Source organism: Bacillus sp. ILBB4 (assembly GCF_035064545.1).
GTDB lineage: Bacteria > Bacillota > Bacilli > Bacillales > Bacillaceae_H > Priestia.
The window spans coordinates 609,028-618,912 of record NZ_JAIQVD010000001.1; the positions used below are offsets into that span (position 1 = coordinate 609,028).

The following is a 9,885-nucleotide window of genomic DNA, read 5'->3' on the forward strand; positions in this document are numbered from 1 at the left end:
TGCGTTTAATCTTTCCTAAAGCCAAATGGATTCCCTGGCCCGGAAGCTGCTCCTCCACCGGATGGCTTAGATGGCTGAAATTGCTGCAGTACTTGTTGAATATTGGAAATAGCTGAATTTACATTTGTGATATGATTTTGCATTTGATTCAAGTCCATGTTTTTCAGCGAGGATACAATTGTACCCATAATATCTTTTTTCTCCTCTGTTGCAGCAGCTGGTTCAGCCTTTGCACTTTCTTCTGAACGATATGCCTCCCACATTGGATCTTCTGCACCGAATAAATACCAATCTTCATAAAGCTCTTTCCACGTTTTTTGCTGCTTTCGAACCTGTTCTACTAATTTGGGATGTGATTTTACAAATTGTTTAAATTCCACAACGGACGGATGAAGCTCTCGTTTGGTTTCCTTCACAGTCACTCACCTCATACTTAAATATAGCCTACTATATCTTAGAAAAAGAGAGCTCGTTTCGTGCGCCTATTTCAAAAATTTTTTATAGCTGTTTTTTTGAAGAAGCACGAACTGTGAACCAGTATGTAATGAAAATAGATAAAATGCTTAGCCAAAATGTAAAATAGCCAATTTCAGACATATACGCATTGAGCATGCTGTATCTTGGCATCATAGAAAAAACGTAATCAATGATATCATTATGTACAGCCCATACAGCGGCAACAGCTACATGCCATAATTTAATCCGGTAAAACGGTACGTATAAAAGCCCTTGAAAAGCCATTGCTGCATGAGAAGCCATTAACATAAGCATCATCCAATCAATGTATCCTGTTAACACATAGACCAATACATTCATTACGACGGCCCAAATCCCGTATTTAAACAGCGTGATCATTGCTAAAGCTTCAAACAGTGAAAAATGCTTTCCAAGTAAAAGACCGATAAGTACAATAACAAAAAACAAGCTTGCCGTTGGACTGTCAGGCACAAATAATAAAAACTTCTTAGGTGTTTCAGCTAATTGACTTCCATACCAAATATATCCGTAGATTGTTCCTAGTATATTCACAATCAGCAAAAGCGTTAAAAAACGCTTATCTTTTAAGGTATACCATAACCAAGCCATTTAGAAAGTCTCCTTTACATTTAATCTCTTCTTTATTATGTACAGTTTTTGAACAATAGCAAGCCTCTATCTCCTTGATGTGAAACACTACATTAAATAAATTCAAAAAAACCAGCCCTTTGGCTGGTTTTCACTATTCTTTTCCTAAGTTGCCGACAAATTCCGAGAGCGTTTTCAATTCTTTATCTGAACCTTTGAAAACACCTTTTGGCATATTGCCTCTACCATTTTTTGCTATCTTGGCGATTTCTTCAGGAGATAAATCAATTCCTGTTAAAGCTGGAGCCGCAGGGCCTCCCTGCAAGTTATCACCATGACAGGTTAAGCACGTTTGCTCTTGCATGATTTTGTAACCTTCTGAATTTTTGTCAATCGCTACTTCTTCTCTAATTTTCCCTTGCTCTTCACGTGCTTTCCAGTCCACCTGTGTCGCTGATTGCCACGTTAGGAAATAAACTGCTGCTATAGCCAAAAGCATAAATCCTGTTGCAAACGGCCTCTTAGCTGGTCTTCTTTCTGGTCCTCGATCAATGAACGGAGCAAGCATTAATGCGCCAAATGCAATCCCTGGAATAATAAATGCACCTATAATATTATATGGACCAGAAGCAAATGAATATTTAAGCAATTGATATAGGAACAAAAAATACCAGTCAGGAAGAGGCAAGTACCCCGTATCAGTCGGATCGGCAATACGTTCAAGAGGAGATGGATGAGCGATGGTTAAACATAGATAACCGATTAAAAAAACTGCCCCTACCATCCATTCTTTTAGTAAAAAGTTTGGCCAGAATGCTTCTGTTTTCCCTGGAAATTCAGAGTAATCTTTTGGAATATTGGGTTTTCGTTCTGCAGGAACACGTGAATCTCCAACAAACTTCATCCCTTTACCACGATGCATGTTCTCCCTCCTTTTTCTCACTGTTCTAGTGAAAGTACTAACAACGGAGTATGTGCTTGATGCATATAATGACTAGTGTGATTGAATACTTGAATAAAGCGTATAAAATTTTATAGTGGTCCTGAAATTCCTTGTTTACGAATCATTAAGAAGTGGGCACCCATTAAGCCAAGTAGGGCTCCGGGTAAAAAGAATACGTGAATGGCGAAAAAGCGAGTTAGTGTTTGAGCACCAACGATGTCTGGATGTCCTGAGAGTAATGTCTTCACTTGCTGGCCTATAATTGGTGTGGATTCAGCAATTTGCAAACCTACTTTCGTTGCAAATAGCGCTTTCATATCCCACGGCAACAAATAACCTGTAAAACCTAAACCTAACATAACAAAGAAAATTAACACACCCACAATCCAGTTTAACTCGCGGGGTTTTTTGTATGCTCCTTGGAAGAAAACACGAAGTGTATGTAAAAACATCATGACGATAACCAAACTTGCTCCCCAGTGATGCATACCTCGAACAATTTGTCCGAAAGCGACTTCATTTTGCAAATAATAAACGGATTCCCATGCATTTTTTATATCTGGTACATAATACATGGTTAAAAACATGCCTGATAAAATTTGAATAACGGTAACAAAAAACGTTAATCCACCAAAACAATACACAAATGCTGAAAAGTGATGTGCAGGATTTACGTGCTCTGGCACTTCATGATCGGCCACATCTCGCCATAAAGGAGTAATATCTAGCCGTTCATCCACCCAGTCATAGATTTTATTCAACATTTTCTATGCCCCTCCTTGTGGTTTGGCTTTTCCTAGATATAACGTACCGCCTTTTACTTTTTGAACGTATACATCTAACGGTCCCATCGGTGGTGTCCCCGGTACATTTTTACCGCTTTTTTCATACATTCCCCCATGACAAGGGCAGTAGAAACGGTGTGGATAGTTTTTGTCGCCAGCCCAGTTAACCGTACAGCCTAAATGCTTACAAATTGGTGACAGCGCGACGATTTCACCTTTATCAGTTTTGTACACCCAAGCCGATCTTGGCTCTTCTGATTTATGCCACGCATCCACTTGCTTGATTTTAAAATCGACACGTTTCGGCTCTTTTGTAATGTCTTTAACCTGCGCTACAGCTACTAAATCCTGACCCGCTTCTTTTTCTAAAATTGGATCTACTGCAAAGCGCACCATTGGCATTAACATTCCAGCAGCCATGAATCCCCCTACACCAGTGAGCGTATAGTTTAAAAACTGTCGTCTTGATACCCGATCACCCATGCTTTTCCCCCCTTTAAAAAAGTTCAGTCCAGAGAATTTTGGACACATGATGGACCATTCTATTAAACTAGGACATAATCATGATATATTAATATTTCTGGAAGGTCAATACAATAAAAACCTAAAACATGGAAATAATCTTTATTTTTCTAAATTTTTTGTCATTATTTTGTTTGCGCTTCCATTACTTATTCTACAGTCTTTTTAAACACTCCATTTCTCTATAAAAATCGGTAAGAGCTGTTGAACTTGTTCATGTATGAGCGTATACTTATGCGACTCATCTATATGCTCAAGCGGTAAAGCAGGTATCCAAATGCAGTACGCCCCTATTTCTTTTTCAAACTGCAGCCAGTCTCGGTCGCTAGTAAGCACAAAAAGATGTTTGACTTCATTGTCATTTATATGCTCATTCCAACGAAGTAATGTTTCATAAACAGCAGCTACTCCATCTTTTTTTAAGTATGTAAAACTAGGTGTTAAAATCACTCTTCCTTTAAATTGCCTCTCTAACTCTCCAGTAAGAGCAGTCGTATATTCACTCATAGATGCAGTAAGCTTTAAATCTTCTCCGAAATCAATCGGAATGAGTGGAACCAATACGGTATCAACATAACTTTTGGATTGTAGATACACATCCATTTCCTTGGCCTGAAGCTTCAACTTCCTTCTCCTCTCAGCAAGCCTGCTAAAGCTTGTCTTATTTATTTTCCAAAATGAATAAGGAGATAAAAAAAGAGATTGACCTTTTTCTAAGAAGCTAGCCAATCCCTCATTTATCTACTGTACATAATGGTTATTTAAATATTCGCTTAAGCGCTGAAATTCCTCTTTATCGTTTTCATCTAATGCTTTATCAATTAGTTCCATGATTTTTGATCGCTGAAACTTCTGAATAGATTCTTCCAATATTTGCTCAGCTAATACTCTGTCTTTTTCATTTGTTTGATTAGCTTTTGGCATATACGGATTGTCTTCCAGTACAGCCACATATTGAGGCGATGAATACAACGATCGGAAGTTTAATTGAATATAAATGTCTTCTTCTCGATTCAAACGAATATCATGAAATGATTTTTCTGCATCGGTTGTCATGATATTTTCTTTATAAAAACGAAATGGAGGGTCTTCCACACAGTGCGTAGACATCACCATCCCGCGAGGACAAAACTGTGCTTGCTCAACGAAGTGAACTCGTTTCATCAATTGATCATGGCTCATCAAATAATTTAAAATCCATACACATTCTCTTCGCTTCAGCTGATAATTCGTTAAAAACCAGCGAACAAATTCTTTTTTCTCGTTGACAGTAACAGGGGTCGTCATATTCTCACTTCCCTCCTCTGTGTTTAAACTCTCAGTTAAAACACCTTTTACAGTTATTTATTCCACACGGCAGCAATAAAATCCTCTGAACTATTATTTATTCTTCTAATTGAAATAATATGTCTTGAATTTCATCTACTGTTGGATCCATTGCTAATAAGGCTTGGAAAATCCCCTTCGCTTTCGAGCGCTGTCCTTCTTCTAATAAGAAGTAGCCATACTCTTCTAAAAACGCATACTCTTCTTTAAAAACAGTGTATGCAGATTCGTAGTATTTTAGCGCTTCTTCATAATTTTCTAATTCCTGGTGAGCTTTTGCTAAATCCCATTCAAAATGAGGGTCATGCTCATTATATTCTTTGGCGTGCTCGATATTCTCTACTACATCTTCATATCTCTCTTGACTCATATAAAGTTTAGAGAGAGTTAAAATGGCTTCAATGTACCCTGGATCTAGTGCAATCGCTTGTTGAAATGCCGATTCAGCCTCTTCTTCTAGACCGCGCTTTAATGCTATCTTCCCTTTAAAAAAGTAAAGTTCTTTTTGAAATTCATCCTGGGCAATACCTTCGTTGACAGCCACCGCAGCCTCTTCTAGCATCTCTTCATGTTCATATGATTTTGCTAAATATAAATAAAGAGAATGGTACTCACGGTCTAGCTCTTTTAGTTCTGTGAACTTTTCAATAGCGGTCTGATAATGACCTGCTTGATACGCTGAAATCGCATATTCAAATAGTGTGTTAATCTCAAGCTTATCTTTTAGCGCTTGATCAAAGTAAGGAAGCGCTTCTTCGAACTGGCCGATACCCGCTAAACTTTCAGCTAATCGCTGACGAAGATCCGTGCCGTTAAATTCTTTTTCTGTTTTTAGCAGCGTTTGATAAAAAGGAATCGCCTTTTGATAAATTCCTTGACTGCTGTAAAATTCACCGAGCCCAAAATCTATAACCGGCTCATTTGGAAGCATTTTTTTCGCTTCCATTAGCTTTTTCTCACTTACTTCACTAAGGCCTTGCATTTGATATAAGTCAGCTACAAGAAGCAGAGCTGGCACGTAGTTATCATCTTCGCTACTAATTTGATTTAAAATATGAATTGCTTCTTCTTCTTCTTCTAAATCGATAAGCATTTCAGCTTTTAATAAATACAGCTCGCCTTCTTCTGGGTATTTAGCGATGAGCTCGTCTATTAAAGGCAGCGCATCATTTACTAGTCCCCACTCCTGAAGCTGTTCAGCCATTAAAAATTTTTCTTCGTCTGTAGCTTTATCTTTCAATTCATGAATAAGGGCAAGGCCTTTTTCAATTTCATTGGATTCTACGTAACCTATCGCGCGGTCTAGTTCTTTCACACACAATTCTCCTTTATTATTACATTCACTTTTTATATACAAATAAAACGAATTAATTTTCTATTTTTTCCAAACCGAAGCAAGAACTCATGCTTCTATACACCATGATAAAATAGTTTGAGCGTTTGTTCAACAAATCAATTTGAATACGCTTACATTTTTCGAATAAAAACAAGATTGAGGCATGACTACATTAATCAACAGCTAGAAGCACCTACATACATGAGACCTACGTTCACCCTAACAATAAAAATCCGAACGAGTTTGATTCTCTATCAAGAATATCAATTCATCGTTCGGATTTTCCTTCAACCAAAATGCGTTTGTTCCAGCCTCTTTCTTATTCGCTTAGTTTATCAAGATCTTCAAAGAAAGTAGGATAGGATACGTGAATAGCTTCACTTCTCATTAGTGTTACCTCTCCCGTTGCAATGGCTGCTGCGACCGCAAGCATCATTCCAATTCGATGATCTCCATAGCTGTCTACTTCACCGCTTTGTAGGGCCGTCTTGCCTTCAATGATGAGGCCATCAGCTGTTGGAGTAACAGAGGCACCGAGCTTGCTTAACTCCGTTGCAACCGTATCGATACGGTTCGTTTCTTTTACTTTTAATTCTTCGGCATCTTTAATAACTGTTTTCCCATTCGCCTGAGTCGCCAAAAGAGCGATCACTGGAATTTCATCAATTAAACGAGGAATTAAATCCCCCCCAATTTCAATCCCTTTCAACTGAGACGTTTCAATCGTCAAATCGCCAATAGGCTCTCCATTTTGAATACGTTCATTAGAAATCGTAAGGCGTGCTCCCATTTGCTGAAGCACATCAATAATACCTGTTCTTGTAGGATTGAGTCCGACGTTTTTCAAAACGATTCGGCTGTTTGGAACAATGGCTCCTGCAACAAGAAAGAACGCGGCTGAAGAAATGTCACCAGGTACGTATACATCCGTTCCGCGCAGAGATTGTCCTCCTTCAATGCTTACAGTCGTTCCATCTACCTCTACGTCTACTCCAAAGGCGCGAAGCATACGCTCTGTATGGTCCCGTGATGTAAAAGGCTCGGTTACTTTTGTTGTGCCTTCCGCATGAAGTCCCGCAAGTAAAATCGCTGATTTCACTTGTGCACTTGCTACAGGAGAATGGTAATGAATTGCTTTTAAAGCTCCTCCTCGAGTGGATAAAGGCGTATATTGGCCGTGCTCACGCCCATCAATCTTTGCACCCATAGAGCGCAGGGGCACCGTAACGCGGCTCATAGGACGCTTGGCAATCGACTCATCTCCAATTAGAGACGTATGAAATGGCACACCTGCAAGAATCCCGAGCATTAAACGAGTAGTCGTTCCTGAATTTCCTACATCTAGGATGGAAGTAGGTTCACTTAACCCTTCGATACCTTTACCTTCCACTTCGACATACTCGCCTTCTCTTTTAATCGATACGCCCATCTTTTCAAAACACGAAATTGTACTTAAGCAATCTTCCCCTGCTAAAAAATGATTAATCGTTGTTTTCCCTTCTGCCATCGCTCCGAACATCACAGCTCTGTGAGAAATCGATTTATCTCCAGGAATAGAAATTTCTCCTTGGAGAGATGAAAGATTAGTTTTTAATTGTTTTCCACTCATTTCATTCACACCTTTCGTACATTAAGAAATAAACGTCTGATATTGATGCTGATGGAGACACGCTCTTGCCCGCTTTCTATCTTCCTCTGTTTGAAAGCTCAAACGTAATACTCCGTATATGTCTTCTCGTGTTTCTAAAATTCGAATGTTTGTAATACTGATTTCATCTTCTGCTAAATAACCCGTTACTTCTGAAATAATCCCCGGATAGTCAGGAACATCCACATAGAGATCATAAAAGGATGGAATCGCGCCTTTGGTTCGTACAGGAAGCTGATCTCTAAATTGTTTTGCTTGTGAAAAATATGTATAGATATCGTTCGCGTCTTTTCGTTCGATCATATTTCGCACGTCATTCATTTCTTCAAGCCAGTGGTCAAACATTGAAAGAAGCGCATCCTGGTTATGAAGCAAAATATCTCTCCACATCGCTGGACTGCTTGAAGCAATACGTGTAATATCACGAAAACCTCCAGCTGCAAGCTGCGAAACTAGCTGGTTGTCTTGTTGGTAATATTCTGCTTGATGAACAAGGCTTGCAGCAATAATATGAGGAAAATGGCTGATGACACCCGCTAATTTATCATGTTCTTTTGGTGACATCACAATAATTTTAGCTTTTGTACCACTTAGCAATTCCTTTAAACTGTCTAAAGCCTCCGAAGAAGTAGAAGATGAAGGTGTCAATACATACATTGCATTTTCAAATAAATGAGCTTTAGAAGCAGCTACTCCGCTTTTATGAGACCCAGCCATTGGGTGACCGCCGATAAACTCAATGCCTTTAGCGATAAGAGCTTCCGCTGTCTTCACTACCTCTTCTTTTGTACTCCCTACGTCTGTGACGATAACAGACTGTTTGAGCGTAAAATGTTCTAACTGTTTTAGCACTTCAGCTGCTTGAGTGACCGGAATGGCAATAACAATATAATCCGCTTGCTCCGCGCCTTGTTGTAAAGAAGAAGCCGCTTGGTCAATTACACCTAGGGTTTTGGCAAGCTCCAGCTGCTCTTGATTAATGTCAAAACCTATTACATCAAGATGATGGTGCGTCTTTTTTATATTAAGTGCCAGCGATCCTCCAATTAACCCCAAACCTATAACAAAAACATTTTCTTTCACTTTCCTTCACCTCATTGTACATATGAAGATGAGAGTGTGAAATCACACTCTCATCTTTTACTATATTAGGTATTAAGCTTTCGCTGCTGCTTGGTCAACAAACTGCTGAAGCAATTCAATGATTTGTTCATTTTGTTCTTTTGTTCCCACTGTAATACGAACGGAAGTTGGGAAGCCTAATGCATTCCCTGAACGAACAATAAATCCGCGTTGCAATAAAAATTGAAACACTTCATCGCCTTGACGACCAAAATCAATTAGAACAAAATTAGTGAAAGACGGATAATAGTTTAAGCCATTCTTATCACAGAAAGCATAGTATTGCTGCAAACCTTCTTCATTTTTCTTTTTACACTCTTCAATGAACGCTTGGTCTTCAAGAGCAACGATTGCTGCTTTTTGAGCCATGCGGCTTGTATTAAAAGGTTCACGAGCCGGCTCAATTTTTTGTAGCAATGATTCGTTTGCAATACCGTAACCAATGCGCAAAGAAGCTAAGCCGTATGCTTTTGAAAATGTGCGAAGTACAATTAAGTTTTCGTATTCATTCAAAAACTCTACCGTATTCGGATAGTCGGCTTGATCTGCTGCATACTCAAAATAGGCTTCATCCATAACGATTAATGTATGCTTAGGAACTTGTTTCATAAAAGAAATTAACTCATCACCCTTCACATACGTTCCCGTTGGGTTATTAGGACTGCATACCCACACAATTGTCGTATTTTCATCAATTGCACGAAGCATAGCATCTAAATCATGATCTCCGCCGCGCAGCGGTACTTCACGAATTTCTGCACCTTCAATTACGGCATTGTGCTTATATTGAGGAAATGACGGCGTCGGCATGACAGTATTTGTATCAGCCGATAGCAAAGCTCGGCAAATAATTTGAATGACTTCATCAGAGCCATTTCCAAAAATCAGCTGATCTTGCTCTACGCCTACGTGCTTTGCTACTGCTGCACGCAGTTCAGCTGCATAGCCGTCTGGATAAAGCGCCATATTTTCGATTTCTGCAGCAATCGCCTCTTTTACTAAAGCAGAACTGCCGTAAGGATTTTCATTAGACGCTAATTTTACGACGCGATCTAAATTAAATTCACGCTTTACTTCTTCAATTGGCTTACCTGGTTTATATGGAGATAAAGTTAGTAATTGTTCTTTTACCTTCAAC

At 39.1% G+C, this 9,885-nt stretch carries 11 protein-coding genes; all 11 read right to left on the bottom strand.

The features are described from left to right. Positions 1–5: 5 nt before the first annotated feature. Positions 6–416: a YlbD family protein gene (locus tag LAV82_RS03245; RefSeq protein WP_013058989.1), complete on the bottom strand. Its 411-nt coding sequence runs from the start codon at positions 414–416 to the stop codon at positions 6–8. Between the two features lie 82 nt (positions 417–498). Continuing rightward, on the bottom strand, positions 499–1,086 hold the full coding sequence (gene lhaT / locus LAV82_RS03250; RefSeq protein WP_013058990.1) for a lipoprotein heptaprenylglyceryl N-acetyltransferase LhaT: 588 nt from the start codon (positions 1,084–1,086) through the stop codon (positions 499–501). A gap of 133 nt (positions 1,087–1,219) precedes the next feature. Next, positions 1,220–1,987 carry a menaquinol-cytochrome c reductase cytochrome b/c subunit gene (locus tag LAV82_RS03255; protein WP_013084877.1) on the bottom strand — a complete coding sequence of 256 codons (768 nt, stop codon included), beginning with the start codon at positions 1,985–1,987 and terminating at the stop codon, positions 1,220–1,222. A gap of 110 nt (positions 1,988–2,097) precedes the next feature. Next, positions 2,098–2,772: a menaquinol-cytochrome c reductase cytochrome b subunit gene (gene qcrB / locus LAV82_RS03260; RefSeq protein ID WP_013058992.1), complete on the bottom strand. Its 675-nt coding sequence runs from the start codon at positions 2,770–2,772 to the stop codon at positions 2,098–2,100. Between the two features lie 3 nt (positions 2,773–2,775). Then, entirely contained in the window at positions 2,776–3,276 is a 501-nt protein-coding gene (locus LAV82_RS03265) for a QcrA and Rieske domain-containing protein (protein ID WP_013058993.1), read from the bottom strand. Positions 3,277–3,480: 204 nt separating this feature from the next. Next, positions 3,481–3,939 carry a YpiF family protein gene (locus LAV82_RS03270; protein WP_335390941.1) on the bottom strand — a complete coding sequence of 153 codons (459 nt, stop codon included), beginning with the start codon at positions 3,937–3,939 and terminating at the stop codon, positions 3,481–3,483. 117 nt (positions 3,940–4,056) lie between these two features. Then, entirely contained in the window at positions 4,057–4,602 is a 546-nt protein-coding gene (locus tag LAV82_RS03275) for a ReoY family proteolytic degradation factor (protein WP_013058996.1), read from the bottom strand. Positions 4,603–4,699: 97 nt separating this feature from the next. Continuing rightward, entirely contained in the window at positions 4,700–5,962 is a 1,263-nt protein-coding gene (locus LAV82_RS03280; protein WP_199866381.1) for a tetratricopeptide repeat protein, read from the bottom strand. Between the two features lie 334 nt (positions 5,963–6,296). Further along, positions 6,297–7,586, bottom strand: coding sequence for a 3-phosphoshikimate 1-carboxyvinyltransferase (gene aroA, locus LAV82_RS03285; protein WP_029320453.1), 1,290 nt, complete (start codon positions 7,584–7,586; stop codon positions 6,297–6,299). Positions 7,587–7,607: 21 nt separating this feature from the next. After that, complete coding sequence (locus tag LAV82_RS03290; protein WP_013058999.1) at positions 7,608–8,708, bottom strand: prephenate dehydrogenase; 1,101 nt, start codon at positions 8,706–8,708, stop codon at positions 7,608–7,610. A 72-nt stretch (positions 8,709–8,780) separates the two neighbouring features. After that, positions 8,781–9,884, bottom strand: coding sequence for a histidinol-phosphate transaminase (hisC, locus tag LAV82_RS03295; RefSeq protein WP_211077348.1), 1,104 nt, complete (start codon positions 9,882–9,884; stop codon positions 8,781–8,783). Position 9,885: the final 1 nt, after the last annotated feature.

Excerpts from the sequence above, each read along its gene's own strand:
- lhaT (WP_013058990.1), bottom strand. The coding sequence starts at position 1,086 with ATGGCTTGGTTATGGTATACCTTAAAAGATAAGCGTTTTTTAACGCTT.
- LAV82_RS03255 (WP_013084877.1), bottom strand. The coding sequence starts at position 1,987 with ATGCATCGTGGTAAAGGGATGAAGTTTGTTGGAGATTCACGTGTTCCT.
- qcrB (WP_013058992.1), bottom strand. The coding sequence starts at position 2,772 with ATGTTGAATAAAATCTATGACTGGGTGGATGAACGGCTAGATATTACT.
- LAV82_RS03265 (WP_013058993.1), bottom strand. The coding sequence starts at position 3,276 with ATGGGTGATCGGGTATCAAGACGACAGTTTTTAAACTATACGCTCACT.
- LAV82_RS03275 (WP_013058996.1), bottom strand. The coding sequence starts at position 4,602 with ATGACGACCCCTGTTACTGTCAACGAGAAAAAAGAATTTGTTCGCTGG.
- aroA (WP_029320453.1), bottom strand. The coding sequence starts at position 7,586 with ATGAGTGGAAAACAATTAAAAACTAATCTTTCATCTCTCCAAGGAGAA.